20 protein-coding genes are annotated in these 21,505 nt (G+C 72.6%); 5 read left to right on the forward strand and 15 right to left on the reverse strand.

The genetic code is table 11. The annotated features are described in order from the left end of the window. Nucleotides 1–24 precede the first annotated feature (24 nt). The 5 genes from ACFYO8_RS05660 to ACFYO8_RS05680 form a co-directional block, all read right to left on the reverse strand. Nucleotides 25–2,208: a CDP-glycerol glycerophosphotransferase family protein gene (locus ACFYO8_RS05660; protein WP_387188830.1), complete on the reverse strand. Its 2,184-nt coding sequence runs from the start codon at nucleotides 2,206–2,208 to the stop codon at nucleotides 25–27. Nucleotides 2,209–2,227: 19 nt separating this feature from the next. Then, nucleotides 2,228–4,186 (reverse strand): DUF5941 domain-containing protein, encoded by a 1,959-nt coding sequence (locus tag ACFYO8_RS05665; RefSeq protein ID WP_387188831.1) that lies wholly within the window; start codon nucleotides 4,184–4,186, stop codon nucleotides 2,228–2,230. Then, nucleotides 4,183–4,926 (reverse strand): ABC transporter ATP-binding protein, encoded by a 744-nt coding sequence (locus ACFYO8_RS05670; protein WP_354868125.1) that lies wholly within the window; start codon nucleotides 4,924–4,926, stop codon nucleotides 4,183–4,185. Before ACFYO8_RS05670 ends, ACFYO8_RS05665 begins: the two co-directional genes overlap by 4 nt. Next, nucleotides 4,927–5,754 (reverse strand): ABC transporter permease, encoded by an 828-nt coding sequence (locus tag ACFYO8_RS05675; protein WP_354868122.1) that lies wholly within the window; start codon nucleotides 5,752–5,754, stop codon nucleotides 4,927–4,929. Nucleotides 5,755–5,819: 65 nt separating this feature from the next. Beyond that, nucleotides 5,820–7,190 (reverse strand): L-serine ammonia-lyase, encoded by a 1,371-nt coding sequence (locus ACFYO8_RS05680; RefSeq protein ID WP_354868119.1) that lies wholly within the window; start codon nucleotides 7,188–7,190, stop codon nucleotides 5,820–5,822. Nucleotides 7,191–7,537: 347 nt separating this feature from the next. On the opposite strand from ACFYO8_RS05680, the gene ACFYO8_RS05685 reads away from it, so the two are divergent. Beyond that, on the forward strand, nucleotides 7,538–7,741 hold the full coding sequence (locus tag ACFYO8_RS05685) for a PspC domain-containing protein (RefSeq protein WP_281589962.1): 204 nt from the start codon (nucleotides 7,538–7,540) through the stop codon (nucleotides 7,739–7,741). 96 nt (nucleotides 7,742–7,837) lie between these two features. Here the strand turns inward: ACFYO8_RS05685 and ACFYO8_RS05690 are convergent, their stop codons facing one another. From ACFYO8_RS05690 to pdxH, 7 genes are all read right to left on the reverse strand, one after another. Next, a complete protein-coding gene (locus ACFYO8_RS05690; RefSeq protein WP_354868116.1) occupies nucleotides 7,838–8,629 on the reverse strand; it encodes a DUF4230 domain-containing protein in 792 nt (263 codons plus the stop codon). A 115-nt stretch (nucleotides 8,630–8,744) separates the two neighbouring features. Beyond that, complete coding sequence (locus ACFYO8_RS05695; protein ID WP_354868114.1) at nucleotides 8,745–9,905, reverse strand: acyl-CoA dehydrogenase family protein; 1,161 nt, start codon at nucleotides 9,903–9,905, stop codon at nucleotides 8,745–8,747. Nucleotides 9,906–9,936: 31 nt separating this feature from the next. After that, nucleotides 9,937–10,242, reverse strand: a complete 306-nt coding sequence (locus ACFYO8_RS05700; protein WP_354868111.1) for a type II toxin-antitoxin system VapB family antitoxin — start codon at nucleotides 10,240–10,242, stop codon at nucleotides 9,937–9,939. A 53-nt stretch (nucleotides 10,243–10,295) separates the two neighbouring features. After that, entirely contained in the window at nucleotides 10,296–10,898 is a 603-nt protein-coding gene (locus ACFYO8_RS05705; protein WP_354868109.1) for a nitroreductase family protein, read from the reverse strand. Nucleotides 10,899–10,900: 2 nt separating this feature from the next. Further along, a complete protein-coding gene (locus ACFYO8_RS05710; protein ID WP_354868106.1) occupies nucleotides 10,901–11,827 on the reverse strand; it encodes an aldose 1-epimerase family protein in 927 nt (308 codons plus the stop codon). A 16-nt stretch (nucleotides 11,828–11,843) separates the two neighbouring features. Then, nucleotides 11,844–13,136, reverse strand: coding sequence for an MFS transporter (locus ACFYO8_RS05715; protein ID WP_354868103.1), 1,293 nt, complete (start codon nucleotides 13,134–13,136; stop codon nucleotides 11,844–11,846). Further along, nucleotides 13,133–13,762, reverse strand: a complete 630-nt coding sequence (gene pdxH / locus ACFYO8_RS05720; RefSeq protein WP_354868440.1) for a pyridoxamine 5'-phosphate oxidase — start codon at nucleotides 13,760–13,762, stop codon at nucleotides 13,133–13,135. Before pdxH ends, ACFYO8_RS05715 begins: the two co-directional genes overlap by 4 nt. 272 nt (nucleotides 13,763–14,034) lie before the next feature. Here pdxH and ACFYO8_RS05725 point away from each other — a divergent pair, with 272 nt between their 5' ends. The 4 genes from ACFYO8_RS05725 (at nucleotide 14,035) to ACFYO8_RS05740 (ending at nucleotide 18,899) form a co-directional block, all read left to right on the forward strand. Further along, nucleotides 14,035–15,141, forward strand: coding sequence for a citrate synthase 2 (locus ACFYO8_RS05725; RefSeq protein WP_354868100.1), 1,107 nt, complete (start codon nucleotides 14,035–14,037; stop codon nucleotides 15,139–15,141). 297 nt (nucleotides 15,142–15,438) lie between these two features. Continuing rightward, complete coding sequence (serC, locus tag ACFYO8_RS05730) at nucleotides 15,439–16,566, forward strand: phosphoserine transaminase (protein ID WP_354868098.1); 1,128 nt, start codon at nucleotides 15,439–15,441, stop codon at nucleotides 16,564–16,566. A 191-nt stretch (nucleotides 16,567–16,757) separates the two neighbouring features. Then, nucleotides 16,758–17,849 (forward strand): septation protein SepH, encoded by a 1,092-nt coding sequence (gene sepH / locus ACFYO8_RS05735; protein WP_354868096.1) that lies wholly within the window; start codon nucleotides 16,758–16,760, stop codon nucleotides 17,847–17,849. A gap of 63 nt (nucleotides 17,850–17,912) precedes the next feature. Then, on the forward strand, nucleotides 17,913–18,899 hold the full coding sequence (locus ACFYO8_RS05740; protein ID WP_355094656.1) for an aldo/keto reductase: 987 nt from the start codon (nucleotides 17,913–17,915) through the stop codon (nucleotides 18,897–18,899). A 123-nt stretch (nucleotides 18,900–19,022) separates the two neighbouring features. Here the strand turns inward: ACFYO8_RS05740 and thpR are convergent, their stop codons facing one another. The 3 genes from thpR to ACFYO8_RS05755 form a co-directional block, all read right to left on the reverse strand. Continuing rightward, complete coding sequence (thpR, locus tag ACFYO8_RS05745; RefSeq protein ID WP_355094654.1) at nucleotides 19,023–19,574, reverse strand: RNA 2',3'-cyclic phosphodiesterase; 552 nt, start codon at nucleotides 19,572–19,574, stop codon at nucleotides 19,023–19,025. A gap of 4 nt (nucleotides 19,575–19,578) precedes the next feature. Further along, nucleotides 19,579–20,088 (reverse strand): hypothetical protein, encoded by a 510-nt coding sequence (locus tag ACFYO8_RS05750; RefSeq protein ID WP_354868089.1) that lies wholly within the window; start codon nucleotides 20,086–20,088, stop codon nucleotides 19,579–19,581. Between the two features lie 75 nt (nucleotides 20,089–20,163). Continuing rightward, complete coding sequence (locus tag ACFYO8_RS05755; protein WP_354868086.1) at nucleotides 20,164–21,450, reverse strand: MFS transporter; 1,287 nt, start codon at nucleotides 21,448–21,450, stop codon at nucleotides 20,164–20,166. Nucleotides 21,451–21,505 lie beyond the last annotated feature (55 nt).

Raw genomic sequence — 21,505 nt, forward strand, 5'->3', positions numbered from 1 at the left:
CAGGTGACCTGCCGGTAACCGCTTTTACGGCGTTTCGCCAAGGAACACCCGGCGGACCACACGCTCGGCGGCGTGCCCGTCGTCGAGCGTGCAGAACCGCGCCCGGAACGCCGACCGGGCCCGCTCGGCCGCCTCGTCGTCCACAGCGCCGGAACGGAACACGTCGAGCAGGCCGGGGAAGTCCAGCGCCACCGCCCCGGGCGGCTCGGCCAGCAGGTCGAAGTAGACGCCACGGGCGACCCGGTAGGCGTCCCAGTCCGGCGCGTAGACCACTATCGGCCGGTCCAGCACCGCGTAGTCGAACATCGCCGAGGAATAGTCGGTGACCAGCGCGTCCGCCGCCAGGTAGAGGTCCTCCACCCGGTCGTACGCGCTCACGTCCAGCACGCCGTCCGCCGCCGGCCCTCGGGGATGCCGCTCCCGGTCGTGGAAGTAGTGGCTGCGCATCAGCAGCCGGCCCCGGGGCCCGAGGACGTCGAGCATCCGGTCCGGGTCGAACGGTGGCCGCCACCCGGGCAGGTGCTCCCGGTGCGTCGGCGCGTAGAGCACCACGTACTCGTCGGGTGCGATGCCCAGCGCGGCGCGGACCTGGCCGCGGTCCTCGGCGGTGGCCAGCGCCAGCCGGTCGTTACGCGGGTAGCCGACCTCCAGCGTGGTGTAGTCCGCCGGGTACGCCCGCTCCCACATCTGGGTGGAGAAGCTGTTCGAGGTGATGCTGTAGTCCCAGCGGTCGATGCGGCGCAGCAGGCCGGCGAAGTTCATCCCCACCGCGCCCACCGGGTAGCGCTGCTGGTCCAGCCCCATCACCTTGACCGGCGTGCCGTGGTGGGTCTGCACGTGCACGGATCCGGGCCGCTTGCGGACGAAGTCCGGGAAGTTGACGTTGTTGACCAGCCAGCGGGCGCGGGCGAGCACGCGGTGGTACTCGCGGGTGCCGGCAACCACGTACTCCACACCGGACGGCAACGCGGCCACCCGGTCCCGGCGGACGATCCACACGCCGCGCACCTGCGGCGCGAGCCGGCGGGCCGCCTCGTAGATCGCCGCCGGATTGCACGAGTAGCCCCGGTACCAGTAGGCCGCGTAGACGGCGAGCGTCGGGTCGATCGGCCGGTGCAGCTCGGCCCGGTAGTACTCGCCCAGCGCCAGGTCACGCGCCCGCCGGGCGGTACGCCGCACCACCGGCGTGATCCGTCGCCGGGCCAGTCGCGCGGTCCGCCGGGCCGTCTCTCTCGCCTGGTGCGCCTCGCGCAACGCGCTGAACGTCCGCCAGCGGCCGGCCGCCACCAGCCGGTGCTTGAGCCCTTCCGCTCCGGGCGGGACCGGGTAGCCCTCGGCCGGCAGGAACCGCTGGTAGTCGGCGTGCATCTGGGCGAAGAACGGGGCCCGCAGCTCGGGTGCGATCCGGTCGCCGTTGCCGAGCACCGTGAGGTAGTGCCAGATCATCCGCTCGAAGACCGCGGGCCGCAGCTCGGACACCTCCCAGCGGTCCATCAGCCCGAACACCCGGTGCCACTGCGGGAAGACCTCGAAGTGCCGGTCGCCCCGGGTGCGGGTGATCGCGCCGGTGCGGCGCTGCCGGTAGTTCAGGCAGATCCGGTCGAGTACGCCGATCCGCTCGGCCGCCATCAGCGCCGGATAGCTGAACGAGACGTCCTCGTACCAGCCCGGCTCGAAACGCAGGCCGCGCTCGTTCAGGAACTCCCGGCGTACCACCCGGTTCCAGGCGGTGTGCAGCAGCTTCAGGGCCTCCGGCCGGTCCCGCAGCGCGAACGTCGTCGCGCCCGGCGGTACCGGGAACACGTCACGCATCGCGCTGCGGGTGCCGACGTTGTTCCAGTGCGCCCGGACATGGTCCACGATCAGCACGTCCGGCGCGGTGTCGCGGAGCCGGTCGGCGACGTGCGGCAGGCAGCCGGGCACCAGCCAGTCGTCCCCGTCGACGAACCAGACGTACTCGCCGACGGCCCGGTCCAGCCCGATGTTGCGGGCTGGACCGAGCCCGACGTTCTCGGCGAGGCGCACCGGGCGGACCCGGGGGTCGCGGTGCGCGTACTCGGCCAGGATCTCGCCGCTGTCGTCCGGGGAGGCGTCGTCGACGCCGATCACCTCGATGTCGCCGAACGGCTGGTCGAGTATCGAGTCGAGGCATTCCCGCAGGTAGCCCTGCACCTTGAAGGCCGGCACGACGAAGCTGATCAAGGTCACCCCGGCCGCCCGCCCTTCGTCACCCCGGCGAGTGCACACCCCCACGGGCGCGAGCCGGCAGGACCACCCAGGCGAGGACCACGCTCGCGACGAAAACCACGAAAAGGTACACACTCATTGTAGCCAGCGCGAAGCTTACAGTTCCGGCGGTTGACGCGGCCGCCAGCAACACCGAGCGTCCGAGCCAGCCCAGCGTGGCCGCGTGCAGCGGCGGCGCCGCCTGCCGCTTCTCCAGCCGGGCGGTCAGGTCGTAGTGCAGCAGCGTGAGCACCAGGACGTACCCGAAGATCAGCCAGGCCGGCGCGCGGCCCGCCACCCCGACCGCGATGGCGAACAGATACTCGGCGGCCCGCAACGCGGCCGGCACCAGCCAGTCCAGCGGCCCGTCGTGCGGGGCCCGCGAGCCCTGCGCCGCGCCGAGCAGCAGCACCAGCGCGAGCACCGGCACGAAGACCGGCAGGTCCCCACCTCCGTGCACCGCGAGCAGCGCCCACACCAGCGTCCCCGCCGCGCCGAGCGCGCCCAGCACCGCCAGCAGCAGCGGCCGCCGCGCGGTCGGCAGCGTCCGCACCAGCAGGCCGTCGTCGCGGTGCAGACCCGCGTCCACCGTGGTCAGCACCGGCACGCGCATCCACCGCGCCCGCAGGGTCCGCAATCCCCCGGTGTACGCGAACGCCAGCGTGCCCCAGACCAGCACCGCGCAGAGCGCCACCAGCGGCCCGAACAGCGCGGCGGCGATCGCGATCAGCGCCCACCGCTCCCCGATCGGGAACACCACCGTGCGCTTCAGCCAGTACGACACCGAGCCGGTGTCCGCCTGCACCCGGGTCGACGCGGCGTTCAGCTTCCCGCCGATGCCGCCCGCGTCGGCGCTCACCACCTTCGGCCGCCGGGCCGCCTCGTCGTGCAGCGCGCCGTACCAGGTGTCGGTCATGTGCCGCACGGTCTGCAACGTCATCGCTGCCAGCGCCAGCGCCCAGCCGTACCGGAACCCGGCGTGCGTGGCGCCGTAGCCCAGACCGGCGTAGACCACGTACTCCTTGAACCGGTCGGCCATCGTGTCCAGCCAGCCGCCCCAGGCGCTGAAGTGCCGGGTGTAGCGGGCGAGCTGCCCGTCCACGCAGTCGAGCACGAAACCCAGGTAGAGCAGGACCGCGCCGGCCACCAGCGCGGGCCGCCCACCGGCGCCGAACAGCACCGCCGCGGCCACCGCGAACGCCACCGAGACCATGGTGACGCCGGTCGGGCCGATCCCGATGCGGGCGGCGGCCTTCGTCACGTACGGGGACCAGGTGCTGACGAAGAACGTGGTGAAGAAGTCGTCGCGCTCCTTCACCGACAGCTTCAACTCGGCCCGGTCCTCGTCGACGGCAGCCACCGCCGCCTCGGCCGCCACCCGCTGTGCCTCGTCGCCGACCCGATGTGCCACGAGCAGACGTACCCGATGGGCGAAGATCAGCGTGCCCCCGGCGGCGAGGTCGGCCACGAGCCGGTCCACCGCGTCCAGCGGCCCGCCACCTGCGGCGCGGCGGGCGGCGTCGGCGAGCGCCGGCAGGTCGGCCGCGCCCACCCGCAGCGCGCCCCCGAACACGCCACTCGCGTCGGCGGCGCCGACCTCGACCACCTGGCCGCGCTCCTCGCGCACCGTGGCCTGCCCGGGAGCGGGCGGGTCGGTGAGCACCAGCGCCACCGTCGGCCCCACCGGGCTGGTCGCGAGATGCTTGAGTACGGCCGTGTGCGCCACCAGGTCCGCGCCGCTGACCAGCACCGGGCCGGTCGCGGCGACCACCAGGTCGGCCAGCTCGGTCAGGTCGGCGGCGATGCGCACGTCGTCCGCCCCGGCCCGGCGCCACTGCGCGGCCAGCCGCTCGGCGAGCGGTTCCCCCGGTCGGCCCGCCGCCGGCTCGGGCGGGCGGCCCGGGGGTTCGGTGGAGCGGCCCGCCGCCGGTTCGGCGGCGAGCACGATCGCGAGCGTCACCGCTTCGCCGCGTCGGCGTAGGCGGCCAGCGCCTCGTCGATCGTCCCGTCGACGATCAGCCGTCCGGCGTCGAGGTAGAGCCCCCGACTGCAGAACCGGGTGAGGTCCTTGTCGTTGTGTGACACCAGCACCAGCGTGCGCCCTTCCGCGAGAAGTCGCTCGATGGTCGCATAGCACTTCGCGCGGAACTCCGCGTCCCCGACCGCTGTCACCTCGTCCACCAGCAGCACCGGATGCGGCAGGTGCGCGATCACCGCGAAGCCCAGCCGCACCTTCATCCCCGACGAGTAGTGCCGCACCGACGTGTCGATGGCGCGTTCCACCTGCTCACCGGCGAACGAGACGATCTCGTCGAAGTGTTCCCGCAGGTACGCCGACGACAGCCCGTGCAGCCCGCCCACCAGGTACAGGTTCTCCCGGCCGGTCAGGTCTCCGGAGAAACCGGCGGAGAGTTCGAGCAGCGGCGCCACCCGGCCGTGCACCCGGATCGACCCCTCGTCCGGGATGAGGACACCGGCGATCAGCCGCAGCAGCGTGCTCTTGCCGGTGCCGTTGCGGCCCACCACGCCCACTGTCTCGCCCGGCTCGATCCGGAACGACAGGTCGCGCAACGGCCAGAACCGGCCCGCGTCGGGATCTCGGGCGCCCCGGTGCACGATCAGCTCCCGCAGCCGCAACTGGCGGCGCCGGTTGCGGACGAACCGGATGCCGAGCCCGTCCGCCTCGATGATCGGGGCCATTCAGAGTTCCTTCAGCACTGCCGGTTCGAGGCGGTGGAACGCCCACCAGCCGAGCGCCAGCACCAGCACGCTGCCGGACACCGTGATCGTGAGCAGCCGGGCATCAGGGAACTCGTCGGGATACCAGACCGCGTGGTGCAGCTGGAAGATCCCGACCAGCGGGTTCAGCTCGTACCCGAGCTTGACCCAACCCGGCATGCCGGACTGCCGCACCAGGTCGAACGGATAGATGATCGGGGTCGCGTAGAACAGCAGCCGGATGACCAGCCGCATCGTGCGCTCGATGTCGCGCATCAGCACGTTGCCCGCCGACAACAGCAGCGCCAGGCCCACCAGCAGCACGAACTGCACCGCCACCGCGAGCGGCAGGGCGAGCAGGCTCCAGCCAGGGCGGATCTTCCCCTGGCTCGCGTAGAGCGCCGCGACGGCGACCAGGATCGGCAGCCCGGCCAGGTACTCGGCGAACCGCCCGGTGACCCGCCCGATCGGGAAGATCGGCCGGGGCAGGTTCATCGTGGTGATCAGCCGGGACTGTCCGGTGAGCGCGTTCGCCGCCTCGGTCAGCGCCGAACTCGCCCACATCCAGGCGAAGATCCCGGTGATCAGGAACAGCGGGTACGACCCGGCCGCCTCACCCAGGTGCCGCCGGGTCGCGCCGGAATAGAGCACGCCGAAGACGAACCAGTAGATCAGGCCCATGCCGAGCGGCTCGATCAGCGACCAGAAGTAGCCCAGCACCGACTGCTGGTACTTCACCGCGAGATCCCGCCGGACCAGGATGCGCAGCGAGGTGCGGGCGGACCAGAGCGCCGCGACGCCTGACGTCACAGCGCCATGGTCGCGCCCTCGACTGCCGGCACGACGGCCGTCAGCGCCGGGTCACCCCAACGGGGTCAACACTCGATCACGTTGACGGCGAGCCCGCCGCGCGCGGTCTCCTTGTACTTGACCTTCATGTCCGCGCCGGTCTCCCGCATGGTCTTGATGACCTTGTCGAGCGACACGTGGTGCACCCCGTCCCCGCGCAACGCCAGCCGGGCGGCGGTGATCGCCTTGATGCTCGCCACCGCGTTGCGCTCGATGCACGGGATCTGCACCAGGCCGCCCACCGGGTCGCAGGTCAGCCCCAGGTTGTGCTCCATGCCGATCTCGGCGGCGTTCTCCACCTGCTCCGGCGTGCCGCCGAGCGCCTCGGCCAGCCCCGCCGCCGCCATCGAGCACGCCGAACCCACCTCGCCCTGGCAGCCCACCTCGGCCCCGGAGATCGACGCGTTCTCCTTGAACAGCACGCCGATCGCGCCCGCTGCCAGCAGGAACCGGACCACCCCCTCCTCGGAGGCGCCCGGCACGAACCGGGTGTAGTAGTGCAGCACGGCCGGGATGATCCCGGCGGCGCCGTTCGTCGGCGCGGTGACCACCCGGCCGCCGGCCGCGTTCTCCTCGTTGACCGCGAGCGCGAACAACGTCACCCAGTCCATCGCGCGCAGCGGATCCTGGCTGCCGGTCTCCGCCTCCAGACCGCGCCGCAGCTCGGCCGCGCGCCGCCGGACCTTCAACCCGCCCGGGAGTACGCCGTCACGGGTGCAGCCGCTCTCCACGCACTCGCGCATCACCCGCCAGATCTCCAGCAGCCCGGCGCGTACGTCCGCCTCGCTGCGCCAGGACAGCTCGTTGGCGAGCATCACCTCGCTGATCGACAGGCCGGTCTCGGAGGTGACGGTCAGCAGCTCCGCGCCGGTCAGGAACGGGTGCCGTACGCGGGTGGTGTCCGCCTTGATCCGGTCCGCCCCGGCGGCCGCCTCGTCCACCACGAACCCGCCGCCGACGGAGTAATACGTGCGCGCCCGCACCTCGTTCCCGGCCGCGTCGTACGCCGCGAACGTCATCCCGTTCGGGTGGTACGGCAGCGAGCGCCGGCGATGCAGCACCAGATCGGCGTCCGGGTCGAAGTCGATCTCCTGGCTGCCGAACAGGTCGAGCCGCCGCTGCGTGCGGATCCGCTCCACACGCGGCCCGACCGAGTCGGTGTCGACGGTCTCCGGGACCTCCCCCTCCAGCCCCAGCAGCACCGCCCGGTCACTGCCGTGCCCGTGCCCGGTCGCGCCGAGCGAGCCGAACAGCTCGGCCCGCACCCGCGCCACGTCGGCGAGCTGCCCGTCTGCCTTCAGGCCCGCCACGAACGTACGGGCGGCCCGCATCGGCCCGACGGTGTGCGAGCTGGACGGCCCGATACCGACGCTGAAGAGGTCGAAGACACTGATCATTTTGCTGCTTTCCTCGCCGTCGTCCCCGTTGTGCGGATCCGAGCGGTGCGTGGGTGCCGCGCCCGTCGAGCGGGTGGACGGCCGGTGCCCGGGGTGTGGGCGCCCGACCGGCCAGCCTACCTCGCCTGTTCACTACCCGCCCGTTCCCCGACACACGCCCGCCCGCGAGAGGCGAGCGCCGCCACTTCATGATCACGCGGGCGGGACGGGGCGTCGGTGAGGGCCGGACGGGGTAAGCACCTACGGGTGCCCGGGTCGCCGATCCTCCTCGGGGCCGAGGGCGCGGCGCGTACCCCCCTCTACCGTGAAATCAGCGCGGCGGATCGCCGCAGAAGTGGGAGACGACAATGAGTCGCAAACTGGTCCGGCCCCGCGAGGGGCGCATGATCGCCGGTGTCTGCGCCGGTCTGGGGCAGCGGTTCGGCATGTCCGCCGGAATGGTCCGGCTGCTGTTCCTGCTGTCGCTGCTGCTGCCCGGCACGCAGGTCATCGTCTACCTGGTCCTGTGGATCCTGATGCCGAACGAGGACCGCTACCTCGCCACCCGCTGACGCGAGACGAGCCGAGACACCGGCACGCGAACGCGCCCGCCCCGGACCATCGGGGCGGGCGCGCGGCGTCAGAGCACGAAGATCGGGGCAGGAAGGTCAGGGCGCCGCGTAGGTGACCGTCACCTTCTCGTAGCCGAGGGAGCGCAGCAGCCCTTCGAGCATCTTGCGGGTGTTCTCCTGGGCCCGGGCGGCGAGCCCGCTGTCCCGGGCCGCCGCGGTGATCCGGTCCTCGGCGAGCTTGTAGACCTGCTGCTGCCGGTTGGGGTCGCCGGCCACCAGGTCGTTGAGCCGGTTGATCAGACCGCGCTGCTCGGCGAAGACGTAGCTCTTGTCCATGTCCAGGTCGGTCTCGCCGAGCTGTGGCGCGGGCAGCTTGATCTCGGCGGACTTGCCGTCCTCGGAGACGACAACGGCACCGTCGGCGATCTTCGCGAAGTCGACGTACGCCTCGACCCGGCCCGCCCCGACGAACAGCGTGCGCTCGTTGAGCAGGAAGTCCGGCACGTTGCGCCGGTCGTTCTGCACGTCCACCACCACCTGGAAGTTGCCCTCGGCGGCGACGTAGCGGCTCAGGTCACGGATCGACTTGAGCAGCGGCGGCTGGCTGCGGTCGGCCTGCTCCTTGGCGAACGGGTTACGGAAGTCGGGCAGCAGGCCGGTGGCCTGCACGCCGAGCAGCACCACCACCGCCAGCGCGGCGGCGCCGAGCACCCAGAGCAGGCCGCGCGCCGCACCCCCGGTGGACGGGGTGCCCGGGCCGGGATCGCGGTCCGGGTCGGGATCGCGGTCCGGGTCGGGCGAGCCGTCCGCCCGGTCGCGGAGGGACTCGCTGGTGGGGTAGTCCGGGAACTCCCGGGTGGGCTCGTTGATGTCACCGTCGCGGGCCATCGCCCTCACCGTCCTCGTCCGACAGAGTCCTCAGCCGACAAATCGACTGCCAATGACGGTACGGCCACCGTGCGACAGGCGCGCGCCGAGCGCGCCGATCGGGTGAAACCGCAGGTCAGGCGAACGCGGAAAGGCCGGTCAGCCGCTGGCCGATGACGAGCTGGTGGATCTCCGAGGTGCCCTCGTAGGTGAGCACGCTCTCCAGGTTGTTGGCGTGCCGCATCACCGGGTACTCGCCGGAGACGCCGTTCGCGCCGAGGATCGTGCGGCACTGCCGGGCGATGGCCAGCGCCTCGCGCACGTTGTTCAGCTTGCCCACGCTCACCTGGTGGGGCCGCAGCGTGCCCGCGTCGGCGAGGCGGCCCAGGTGCAGCGCGAGCAGCATCCCCTTGTTCCACTCCACCGCCATGTCGGCGAGCTTGGCCTGGGTGAGCTGGAAACCGGCGAGCGGGCGGCCGAACTGGGTGCGCGTGGTCGCGTACTCCAGGGCCGTCTCCAGGCAGTCGCGGGCCGCGCCGAGCGCGCCCCAGACGATGCCGTGCCGGGCCTCGGTCAGGCACCCGAGCGGCGCCTTGAGCCCGATCGCCTCGGGCAGTCGCGCGTCCGCCGGCAGCCGGACGTCGTCGAGCGCGATCTCGCCGGTCAGGGACGCGCGCAGCGACATCTTGTGCCGGATCTCGCGCGCCGTCACCCCGGGCGTGTCCATGGGTACGGCGAAGCCGCGCACCCCTTCGTCGGTACGCGCCCAGATCACGCCCACGTCAGCGATCGGCGCGTTGGTGATCCACAGTTTGCTGCCGTTGAGGATCCAGTCGTCGCCGTCGCGGCGGGCGCGGGTGGCCATCGATCCGGGGTCGGAGCCGTGGTCGGGTTCGGTGAGCCCGAAACAGCCGATCGCCTCCCCGGCCGCCATGGCGGGCAGCCAGCGCTGCTTCTGCTCCTCGCTGCCGTAGCGCCAGATGGCGTACATGGCCAGCGAGCCCTGCACCGAGACGAGCGAGCGGACGCCGGAGTCGCCGGCCTCCAGTTCCAGGCACGCCAGCCCGTACGCGACGGCCGAGGCGCCGGCGCAGCCGTACCCGGTCAGGTGCATGCCGAGCAGGCCGAGCTTGCCGAACTCGCGGGCCAGTTCGCGGGCCGGCACCTGGCCGTCCTCGTACCAGCCGGCGACGTGCGGGCGTACCCGGTCGGCCACGAGCCGACGCACGACGGTACGGATCTGCCGCTCCTCCTCGCTGAGCGACGCGTCGATGTCGAGCAGGTCGAGAGGAGTCATGGCGTCACCTTAACCAACCCTCAGGGAGGCGTCACTCGCCCTGGCCACCGAGCACGAGCACGCGCGCGTGGATCTGGTTGCGCTGCTGGAGCGCCGCGCGCAGCGCGCGGTGCAGACCGTCCTCCAGGTAGAGGCCGCCGTGCCACTGGACCACGTGCGGGAAGAGATCGCCGTAGAAGGTGGAGTCCTCCGCGAGCAGCTTGTCCAGCGCGAGTTCGCGCTTGGTGGTGATGAGCTGGTCAAGCCGCAGCGGGCGCGGCGGAATCTCGGCCCACTGCTTCAGCGTGAGGTTGTGCTCCGGGTAGGGACGCCCGTCCCGGACTGCCCTGAAGATCACGCCGTGCTCTCCTCCCCAGGCCAGGCTGACAATGTGGATGTCAGCCTAACCGCTCAGGTCCACCGTCCCCGCCGCACCACATCCTGCACCGGACGACGCCCTCGGCGCAGCGACGGTGACCGGTGGTCGACGACTCGGTAACCGACAGTGATGGCGCCGATCGGGTGCAGTTCCGGCGGTACCCCGAACGCCTCCCGATACGCCCCGATCCGCTGCGGCGGGATGCCGAAGAAGCAGGCGCCCAGCCCTTCGTCCACGGCCGTGAGCAGCATCAGCAGCGCCGCGAAACCGGTGTCCACGTACCAGTAGGGCACCGGCCAGCGGTCCTCGTCGCGGTCCGCCCAGCCCTTGTCCGGCTCGGCGTAGCGGTCCAGGTAGGCGTCGCGGTTGGCGTGCGGCACCACGATCAGCGGTGCCCGGCGCATCCCGGCCAGCCAGCGTTCCCGGCCGCCGCCACCCGGCGTGGTGGCGGCCCAGAACCGTTCCCGGTCCGCCGGTTCCTCCAGCACCAGGAAGCCCCAGCCCTGCGAGAACCCGGCCGACGGGGCCCGGACGGCGTGGTCCAGCAGCCGGTCCACCGCCTCCGGCGGCACCGGCCGGTCGGGGTCGTAGTTACGCACCATCCGGCGGCGCCGGACGACCTCGGCGAACTCCACGCTCAGACCTCCGGGCGGACGCCCCAGGCGCCCCGCCAGGTCTGCCCCGGCGCCAGCATGATCAGGTCCCTGCCGGAGCGGAACGCGTCGGGCGGGCAGGTCATCGGCTCCACCGCCACCGACCGGCGGTGCCGTTCCCCGCCGAGCGTGTCGCCGGTGAACACCTGCCACCAGCCGAACTCGCGGTCCGCCCAGATCCGCAGCCCGGACGAGCCGTCCGGCGCGCTCAGCACCACCGCCGAGCCGCCGTCGGCCTCGCGCTCGACGTCACCGAACGCGGTGTCCAGCACCAGGTCGCCGATCGGGCGCGGGCTGGTGAAGTCGAACTCGGAGCCGGCCACCTCGGCGGCGGCGACCGGCAGCAGGCGGCTGTCCACCAGCACCCGCCGCCGGGCCGGCACGCGCAGCCGCATCTCGTTCACGCCGACCTTGGGCAGTTGCAGGTAGGGGTGCACGGAGAAGCCGAACGGCGCCGGCTCACCGGAGAGGTTCGTCGCCTCGTGCTCGGCCCGCAGGCCGTCCGGGCCGGCGCTCCACCGGGTCCGCAGCCGCAGCGTCCACGGGTAGCCAGGGCTGGCCGGCAGGTCGTAGCCGATGGTGACGCTGTCCGCCGACTGCTCGATCGGCTGCCACCGCGCCCAGTTGACCAGGCCGTGCAGGGCGTTGTGCCGCTCCGGCTCGGTGAGGTCGAGCTGCAAGGACCGCTCGCCGACCGTGTAGGCGCCGTCGCGGATGCGGTTCGGCCACGGCGCCAGCACCTGTCCGGCCGAGCCGGGGCAGACCTCGTCCTCGGCGTACCCGTCGAGGTGGTCCACGCCGTCGTAGCGGTAGGCCCGCAGCCCGCCGCCCACCTCGACCACGACGGCCTCGTGGCCGTCGGCGGCGATGGTCCACTGTGTACCGGACGGTGGCTGCACGTCGATCCCCATGCCGGCGACCCTACCGTCAGCGCCGGTCCTCGGCGGGGGTGACCGAGCGATAGCGCAGCAACGCCGGGAACGCCGCCACCAGCAACACCGCCAGTACGGCGGCGGCGATACCGCCGCCGACCATGGCGAAACCGGTGCCGAAAGCGGCAGCCGTCGCACCGGCGCGCAGGTCGCCCAGGCGCGGGCCACCGGCCACCACCACCGTGTTCACGCCCTGAAGGCGGCCCCGCATCCGGTCCGGCGCGTAGACCAGCAGCATCGACTGGCGCAGCGTGGCGCTGACCAGGTCGGCGGCGCCGGCGACGCCGAGCAGCACCACCGCGAGCCACAGGTGCCCGGCCAGGCCGGCGAGTGCGATCGCCACGCCCCAGCCGACCACCGCCACGGTGAGCGCCAGCCCCTGCCGGCGCACCCGGCCGATCCACCCCGAGGTCAGACCGCCGAGCATCGCGCCGATGGCGATGGAGCTGTAGAGCCAGCCCACCGCCGAGGCGCCGCCGAAGCGTTCCTGCGCCAGCTCCGGAAAGAGCGCTCGCGGCATGGCCAGGATCATCGCGATCAGGTCGATGGCGAAGGAGAGCAGCAGCACCCGCGTGGTGGCCAGATAGCGGATGCCGTCGACGATGCTGGCGAATCCGGCCCTGCGGACGCCGCCGTCCGGGTCCGGCGCGGGCGGCATCGCCGGCAGCCGCAGCGTGGCCCAGAGCGCCGCGGTGTACAGCAGCGCGTCCGCCCCGTACGCGATGGGCAGGGCCGTCTCGACCTGCCACCCGGCGAAGATCAGGCCCGCCGCGAGCGGGCCGAAGACGGCGGCGGCGGTGAACGTGGTGAAGTTCAGCGTGGTGGCCGCCGGGACCAGCTCGGCGGGCACCAGCCGGGGCAGGATCGCGCTGCGGGCCGGCGAGGTGATCGCGAAGGCGGTCGACTGAAGGCCCACCAGCAGCAGGAGCAGCAGCGGGCTGCGCACCCCGGCCAGCGACTGGAGCAGCAGCCCCAACGTCGAGGCCCAGAGCACGCAGCCACCGACGAGCAGCACCCGGCGGCGGTCCCGGGCGTCGGCGATCGCACCGCCCCACAGCCCGAACACCAGCAGCGGCACGAACCCGGCGAGGCCCAGCAGGCCGACCCAGAGCGAGCCGCCGGTCAGGTCGAACATCTCCACCGGCACCGCCACCGCGGTGAACTGGAAGCCGAACATCGCCACCGCGTTGCCGGTCCACACCCGCCGGTACGCGGGCACGCGCAGCGGGCGCAGGTCGATCGCCCAGCGGCGCGGTTCCCGCCGCCGGGACTCTGTGACGTCGGTCACGGTGCCAGCCGCTCGACGACGAAGACCCCGTCCCCGGTACGCCGGAAGCGCAGCCGGTCGTGCAGCCGGCTGGCCCGGCCCTGCCAGAACTCGAGAGTCTCCGGACGCACCCGGAACCCGCCCCAGTACGGCGGCGCGGGAATCGGATCCGCGTCGGCGAACCGCTCGGCCGCCGCCCGGTACGCCGAGTCCAGCGCCGCCCGGTCCGGCACCACAGTCGACTGGGTGCTGGCCCAGGCCCCGAGCTGCGATCCGCGCGGCCGGCTGGCGAAGTACGCCTGCGTCTCGGCGCGGTCCACCTGCTCGACCCGGCCGGTCACCGTCACCTGCCGCTGCATCGGGAACCAGGGAAACACCAGGCTGGCCCACGGATTCGCGGTCACCTCGGCGCCCTTGCGCGAGCCGTGGTTGGTGTAGAAGACGAAGCCCTCCGGGTCGTACCCCTTGAGCAGCACGGTGCGGCCGCTGGGCCGCCCCTGGGCGTCGGCCGTGCCGAGCACCATCGCGTTCGGCTCGGGCAGCGGATGGGCCACCGCGTCGGCGAACCAGCGGGCGAACTGGATGTGCCAGTCCGGTGCCAGGTCCGTCTCGGTCAGGCCCAGGTCGGCGGCGTACTCGTTACGCATGCCGGCCGGGGCGGGTGTGTCGCCTGTCACTGTGGTTGTCCCTCTCCCGGGCGCACCGGCGTCCCCCGACGCTGGCCAGGCCCCGGTACCCAGTCTTCTCCTTCTCGCACCGACTTCCAGCGGCGGGGATGTCGCGTGGCGCACAGTGGCTGTGGGTCGCGCAGCTTGTTACCCACCGGGCAAGATGTCACGAACCACAACCCTGAGGGTCGCCTGAGCTGCGGGGCTCGATCAGTCCGCCCGGGCGCACCGAGCCGAAGCCAGGAGACGACATGTCCGATTTCAAACCGGGCCTGGAGGGCGTCGTAGCCTTCGAGACCGAGATCGCCGAACCCGACCGCGCGGGGGGATCACTGCGCTACCGGGGCGTGGACATCGAGGATCTGATCGGCCAGGTCTCCTTCGGCAACGTCTGGGCGCTGCTGGTGGACGGCCGGTTCGGCCCGGGTCTGCCGCCGGCCGAGCCGTTCCCGGTGCCGGTGCACTCCGGTGACATCCGCGTCGACGTGCAGTCCGCAGTCGCCATGCTGGCCCCCTACTGGGGTCTGAGCCAGCTTCTCGACATCTCCGACGAGCAGGTCCGCGAGGACCTGGCCCGGGTGTCGGTCACCGCGCTGTCCTTCGTCGCCCAGTCGGCGCGCGGCCTGGGCCTGCCGGCCGTGCCGCAGAAGGAGATCGACAAGGCGGAGACCATCGTCGAGCGGTTCATGAAGCGCTGGCGCGGCGAGCCCGACCCGCGGCACGTCAAGGCCGTCGACGCGTACTTCATCTCGGCCGCCGAGCACGGCCTGAACGCCTCCACCTTCACCGCCCGGATCGTCGCCTCCACCGGCGCGGACGCCGCGGCCTGCATCTCCTCCGGCATCGGCGCGCTCTCCGGGCCGCTGCACGGCGGCGCCCCGTCCCGGGTGCTCAGCATGCTGGAGGCGGTCGAGCGCAGCGGCGACGCCGACGGGTACGTCAAGGGCGTCCTGGACCGGGGCGAGCGGCTGATGGGCTTCGGCCATCGGGTCTACCGGGCCGAGGACCCGCGCGCCCGCGTGCTGCGGCGTACCGCCAAGGAGCTGGGCGCGCCCCGCTTCGAGGTCGCCGAGGCGCTGGAGAAGGCCGCGCTCGCCGAGCTGCAGGCCCGCCGCCCGGACCGCGTCCTCGCCACCAACGTCGAGTTCTGGTCGGCCGTGGTGCTGGACTTCGCCGAGGTGCCGGCGCACATGTTCACCTCGATGTTCACCTGCGCCCGGATGGGCGGCTGGTCGGCGCACATCCTGGAGCAGAAGAAGCTCCAGCGGCTGGTCCGGCCGTCGGCCACCTACGTCGGCCACGTCCCGCGCAAGCCGCAGCAGGTCGAGGGCTGGGACGCCATCCCGCACGGCGTCTGAGGTGTAAGGAAGGGGCCCCGCTCAACGCCTCCGGTAGAGGCGGGGCCCCTCTTGACGCCCGCCTGCCCGCTGCCCGCCTGCCGGCCGGGGTGGCGCCGCGCCGCTGTGGCGCACGACTCAGCGTCGGGCGTGGGACCAGCCGCCGGTCCGGGCCGCCCGGGTGGGAGGATGAAGGCCGGCAGCGCTGCCGGCCGGGTTCGGACCCCGGCCGCCTCGTGCGCCCGGCGCACACCCGGCCACCGGTCCGAGCCCGCACGAAGGGCCTGTCCTCGCCCATGCGGAAGGATCTTGAAGACCGTGGCTGACGTACCGACCATCCGGATTCCCGACGACCTCAAGCCCGCCGACGGACGTTTCGGCTGCGGCCCGTCCAAGGTTCGCCCGGCCGCGGTCTCCGCCCTGGCCGACGTCGCCACCAGCTACCTGGGCACGTCGCACCGGCAGAAGACGGTCCGCGACGAGGTGGCCCGGCTGCGCCGCGGCCTGGCCGAGTTCTTCTCCCTGCCCGAGGGGTACGAGGTGGTGCTCGGCAACGGCGGCACCACCGCGTTCTGGGAGGTCGCCACGTTCGGCCTGATCCGTGACCGGGCCCAGTTCGCCAGCTTCGGCGAGTTCGGCGCCAAGTTCGCCAAGTCCGTCAAGGACGCGCCGTTCCTCGGTGAGCCGACCGTCCGCAAGTCCGACGCGGGCAGCGCCCCGACGCTGGTGGCCGAGGCCGGCGTGGACGTCTACGCCACCCCGCACAACGAGACCTCCACCGGCGTCGCGGTGCCGATCAGCCGGGTGGCGGGCGCCGACGAGGGCTCGCTGCTGCTGGTCGACGCCACCTCGGGCGCGGGCGGGCTGGACGTGGACGTCGCCCAGACCGACGTCTACTACTTCGCCCCGCAGAAGTGCTTCGGCTCCGACGGCGGGCTCTGGCTGGCCCTGATGTCGCCGGCCGCGCTGGCCCGGGCCACCGAGGTCAAGGAGTCCGGCCGCTACATCCCGGCCTTCCTCGACCTGGTCACCGCGATCGACAACTCGCGGCTGGAGCAGACGTACAACACCCCGGCGCTGGCGACCATCTTCCTGGCCGCGGAGCAGACCGACTGGATGAACTCCCAGGGCGGGCTGGCCTGGGCGGCCAAGCGGACCGCCGAGAGCGCCGGCATCGTGTACGGCTGGGCCGAGCGCTCGTCGTTCGCCACGCCGTTCGTGTCGGACCCGGCGCTGCGGTCCAACGTGGTCGCCACCGTCGACTTCGCCGACGGGGTGGACGCGACGGCGATCGCCAAGGTGCTGCGGGCGAACGGCATCGTCGACACCGAGCCGTACCGCAAGCTCGGCCGCAACCAGTTGCGGGTGGCGCTGTTCCCGGCCGTCGAGCCGGCCGACGTCGAGGCGCTCACCGCGTCCATCGACTACGTGGTCGAGCGACTCTGATCACGTCGTCACGGTGCGTGGCCGTCGGGGCTCCGGCGGCCACCCACCGTGATCGTTACCGCAGCTCAGTCATGACATGCCGGGGTGTCGCAATCCCCATCGGCGGGTAGATGAGCGTACGGTGGTGCGAGACGCCCGGGTGGCCGGCTCCCGTGGCGTGACGGCCAGCGAAGCGGGACGGAGGCAAGCCGATGCGCCCAGTACGCTTCGTCGCCCTCTCCGAGGACGGCCAGGCCCTGGTGCTCGCCGACGAGGTGGGGCGCCTCCTGGCGCTGCCCATCGACGAGCGGATCGCGTCGGCGCTGCACGCCGAGCCGGGCGCCGCGCCGCTCGTGGTGGTGCCGAGCGCCACCGACCTGACACCGTCACTGTCCCCACGGGACATCCAGGCCCGGATCCGTTCCGGCGAGTCCGCGGAGGACGTCGCCCGCATCGCCGGCGTGCCCGTCGACCGGGTCCTGCGTTACGCCGGCCCGGTGCTCCAGGAGCGGGCCATGCTCGCCCAGCACGCCCGGCGCACCCGGCTCAAGGGCGCCGAGAAGCCGACCCCGCTGGCCGAGGTCGTCAACGGCCGGCTGGCCCAGCACGGCATCGACACCGAGAAGATCTCGTGGGACGCCTACCGCCGTGACGACGGCACCTGGCGGATCATCGCGACCTGGCCGTCCGGCAAGGCCACCGCGCAGGCGGTGTGGGATCTGGACAAGACCCGGCAGAACGTCGCCCCGCACGACGACATGGCGCAATACCTCTGCGCCGAGCGGCCCACGCCGATCCTCGGCCAGGAGCCGGCGCCGGAGCGGGAGCGGGGCGGTCACGCGCTGCCCGGCCCGTCGCGCGGTGAGCCGAGCCGGGGTGGGCACGGCCTGCCGGCCGGAGCCGAGCACGCCCGTCCGGGGCGTGACCCGATCCGTGCCGGCCGGGACGCGCTGCTCGCCTCGCTGGACCGGCCGCTCGGCGGCACGTCCGGGCGTGGTCTCGACACCCGGTCCCCGGCCGCGCTGGCCGGCTCGGAGGCACCCCGTCAGCGGGCCGTCGCCGGTGGTGCCGCCGCGCTGCTCGGTGGCGGGCAGGGTTCGGCCTTCGACGACGACTCGGACGCGCCGAAGGAGATCCCGGCCGTACCCTCGCTTGCCGTGCTGCGTCCTCGGCGCACCGGCCCCGCGGCGGCCGGCGGCACGGCCGCCGAGTCCACCGAGGCCGGCGGCAAGCCGCGCAAGCGGCTGCCGAGCTGGGACGACGTGCTGTTCGGCACCGGCCCGGCGGCCCGCGAATCGTCCTGATCCTCGGCTCCACCCTGGCCCGTTGAGAGGGCACTCTAAGTGCCGGCGTGCCAGGGTGGAGTCATGGAGTACACGAACCTGGGACGCACCGGTCTGTCCGTGAGCCGACTCTGCCTCGGCACGATGAACTTCGGTCCGCAGACCGACGAGCCGGACAGTTTCGCCATCATGGACCGGGCGCTCGAACACGGGATCAACTTCTTCGACACCGCGAACGTCTACGGCTGGAAGCTCGGTGAGGGCGTCACCGAGCAGATCGTGGGCCGCTGGTTCGCGCAGGGCGGCGGACGCCGCGACAAGGTCGTCCTCGCCACCAAGGTGTACGGCAAGATGGGCGAGTGGCCCAACGAGCAGGGCCTGAGCGCCCGGCACATCATCCGGGCCTGCGAGGACTCGTTGCGCCGGCTCCAGACCGACACCATCGACCTCTACCAGATGCACCACATCTCCCGGACCACGCCGTGGGAGGAGATCTGGCAGGCGATGGAGACGCTCGTCGCCCAGGGCAAGGTCATCTACGTCGGGTCGTCCAACTTCGCCGGCTGGCACATCGCGCAGGCGCAGGCCGCGGCCAGACAGCGCAACTTCCTCGGCCTGGTCTCCGAGCAGTCGATCTACAACCTGCTGACCCGCCACGTCGAACTGGAGGTGGTACCGGCCGCGCAGCACTACGGCCTGGGCATCATCCCCTGGTCGCCGCTGCACGGCGGGCTGCTCTCCGGCATCATCCGCAAGATTGCCGAGGGCAGCGCGGCGCGCGGCACCACCGGCCGCTCGGCCGACGCGCTGGCCGAGCACCGCAACACCATCGAGGCGTACGAGAAGCTCTGTGCCGACCTCGGCCACGACCCGGCCGACGTGGCGCTGGCCTGGCTGCTCTCCCGGCCGGGCGTGACCGCCCCGATCGTCGGTCCGCGCACCCTGGACCAGCTCGACCGCAACCTGGGCGCACTCGACGTCCACCTGGACGAGCCCACCCTCACTCGTCTCGACGAGTTGTTCCCGCCCGTGGGCAACGGAGGCCCGGGCCCCGAGGCCTGGGCCTGGTAACCCCCTCACCCTCGACCCCGCCGATCTTGCAGTTTGTGCCCCGGCAAAACGCCCGAACCGCCCTCGCGCGGGGCACAAACTGCAAGATCGCGGGAAGGGGTGCGGGCGGACAGGGGCGGGATGCTACAGGGGCCAGGTGGTTACCCGGGTGTGGCGGGTGGGTGGGCCGGGGTGGCTGTGGACCAGGGCGAGGCGGTCGGCGGGCCACTCCGGGCCGGTGTAGCCGTCCAGGGTCTGCAGGTCGGCGCGGAGGTCGGCCTCGGGCACCTTGTCGCCGGGACGTGCGATGGTCAGGTGCGCCCGGAACGGCTTGTCGTCACAGGGCAGCCCGGCCTCGCGCAGCCTGCCGCGGATCGAACGGGCGAGCGCGTCGAGTGCCCCGACCTCGCCGCGCACGTCGGCCCAGAGCACTGTGGACCGGCCCTGACCGAAGCTGCCGCCACCGGCGAGGCGTAGCCGAGGCGCACGAGCCGTCCGCGCGGTCGAGGCGAGCGCGCGCTCCACGTCGGCCAGCCGGTCGTCCGGCACCTCGCCGAGGAAGGCGAGCGTGAGGTGCAGGCCGGCCGGGTCGGCGAGGCGGGAGTGGCGGGCGGCCGCGACCCGCAGGCCCGCGATCCGGGCGGTCAGGTCCGCGACCGCCACGGCAGGCGGGTAGACCGCCGCGAAGAGACGCACCCGGTCAGCGGTGCCGCTGGTGGTGCGCGGCGCGGGCGGCCGGCAGGGTCAGCCCGGCGGCGTGCAGCAGCCCTTCGACGCGTACCCGCTCGATCTCCCGGTCGACGCCGTTCAGCTCAGCGAGATGCTCGGCGATGCCGAGCGCGTGGCAGGCGGCGCGCAGCCGTTCGTCGTACGCCTCAATGACCGCGCCGTGCCACACCACGCTGCGGTCAACCGCGGCGAGCCGGTGGCCGCCGAGTCGGCGCAGGTCGGTGGCGAGTTGTTCCAGCGGACGGCGACCGCCCTTGTCGAACTCGGTGAGGTCGATGTCGCGGGTCAGCGCCTCGGCCTCGATGGCCCGGTCGAGCCGGGCGATGGTGCGGCGTTCCCGGCGCTGCTCCCGCCACTCGGCCCACCCGCAGGCGACCCGGTCGATGATCTCGTCGGCGCAGAACAGCAGCGCGAGCAGGGCGGGCAGGCAGCAGACGGTGAAGATCGCCAGCGCCAGGAGCAGTCCCTGCCCTACTTCCACACATCGAAGCTAAGCCCTACCGCACCGGCCCGCCACCCGTTTCGGTAATCGGACCGGTACGGCCGGCTATCGGCGTCACTTCGCGCCGGCTGACACCACGTAGAACCGGGGCAGGGGCAGCATCCGCAGCCGCAGCCGGGCGCCGGAGCGGCGCAGCTGCCAGGCGAGCGCCAGCAGCGCGGCGGTCAGCGAGATCAGGCCGCCGGCCCAGATGCTCGCGCCCGCGCCGTACGTCTCGGCGACCCAGCCGATCACCGGCGCACCGACCGGGTTGGTGCCCAGGAACACCAGCACCCACAGCGCCATCACCCGTCCCCGGAAGGACTCGTCGACACCGAGCTGTACGCGCTGGTTGGCGGCCTGGGCGAAGTAGATCATGAAGAACCCGGCGGGCAGCAGCAGCGTCACGACCAGCCAGTACGCCGGGGCGAGCCCGACGAGCGTGCCGAAGACCGCGCAGCCGATCGCGGCGCCGAGCACGAGCCAGACCGAGGGGCGGCTGCGCCGTCCGGTGCCGGCCAGCGCCCCGACCAGCGCGCCGGCCGCGAGGGCGGTGCTGAACAGGCCGAACGAGGCGGCGCCGGTGTTGAACACGGTCTTCGCGAGCGCGGCGAGGGTGAGCTGGAAGTTGAACAGGCTCATCCCGATCACCGACATGAGGACCATCGGCAGCAGGATGTCCGGGCGCCGCGCCACGTACCGGAGGCCGTCGACCACCCGGGCCTGGTCCCGCTCGCCGACCGGCGGCAGGTCCTTGCGGTGCAGTTCCTCGGTACGCATCCGGACGACGTTCACCAGCGGGGCGATCGAGCTGAGCGCGGTGACCAGGAAGACCGGGCCGACGTCGACGGCGGCGATGGCCAGGCCGGCGACGGCCGGGCCGACGATCCGGGCGGAGTTGAACACTGCCGCGTTGAGCGAGAGCGCGTTCGGCAGCAGCGACATGCCGACCAGCTCGGAGACGAACGCCTGGCGGACCGGCGTCTCGACCGCGTTCGCGACGCCGAGCAGGGCGGCGAACGTGAAGACGTGCCAGAGCTGCACCAGGCCGGTGAGGACCAGGACGCTCATGGCGAGCGCCAGCACGGTCCAGAACGCGTTGGCGACGAAGAGCAGCATCCGCTTGTCGTAGCGGTCGGCGAGCCGGCCGGACAGCAGCGTGAGCAGGAGGACGGGGGTGAACTGCAACGCGACGACCACGCCGAGGGCGGTCGCGGAGTTGTCGCTGAGCTCGAGGACGAGCCAGTCCTGGGCGATGAACATCATCCAGACGCCGATCAGTTTGATCAGCTGTCCGGTGGCGAAGAGTCGGTAGTTACGGACTCGTAGGGACTGGAACATCGTGCTCAGCTTGGCCTGCACTCTAGGTGCGCCTCCTCGCGTCGGTACGCTTCATCCACGTGTGACCAAGCGAACC

Source organism: Micromonospora sp. NPDC005257, assembly GCF_042872445.1.
In the GTDB taxonomy this organism is placed as follows: domain Bacteria; phylum Actinomycetota; class Actinomycetes; order Mycobacteriales; family Micromonosporaceae; genus Micromonospora.